At 57.3% G+C, this 504-nt stretch carries 1 protein-coding gene; it reads left to right on the top strand.

Annotated elements, in window-relative coordinates; all coding sequences use genetic code 11:
* A partial coding sequence (locus AACY49_RS30435; protein ID WP_339527982.1) for a YbgA family protein occupies positions 1-463 on the top strand: 463 nt, incomplete at its 5' end.
* Between the last annotated feature and the right edge of the window lie 41 nt (positions 464-504).

Genomic DNA, 504 nt, shown 5'->3' with positions numbered 1-504 from the left:
CGTGCTCGCCTACCGCGACTGGCAGCAGTTGCTTGCCCAAGGCCTGAGCCGCCGTGCCCTCACGGAATTCCATTCGCGCTACAAATATCAGCTGATGGCCCACAACCCTCTGCAATACAAGGCACTGGGGCAGTTGTTAGGCAACATGGCGCAGAGCGACCCTGCGCAACTGGGCCCACGCTACTTCAGCGAACTGATGGCGGCGCTTAAAAAATGCGCCACCCGTGGCACGCACAGCAACGTCCTGTTACACATCAGCGGGTATCTGAAACAGGCGATCAGCGCCGAAGACAAACAAGAGATGCAACATGTCATCGGCCAGTACCGCCTCGGCATCGTGCCGCTGGTCGTGCCGTTGACCCTGCTCAAGCATCACTTTCGCCTCAATCCGGACCCGTACATTGCGCAGCAGGTTTATCTGCAACCGCATCCTGTAAATCTCAGCTTGCGAAACGCCATCTAATGACTGAAAAAACCGATAGCAGCGCCCAGGAAGACTTGGGC

Source organism: Pseudomonas sp. EL_65y_Pfl2_R96 (assembly GCF_963970905.1).
Taxonomy (GTDB): domain Bacteria; phylum Pseudomonadota; class Gammaproteobacteria; order Pseudomonadales; family Pseudomonadaceae; genus Aquipseudomonas.
This window is presented reverse-complemented; position numbering and strand designations above follow the sequence as displayed.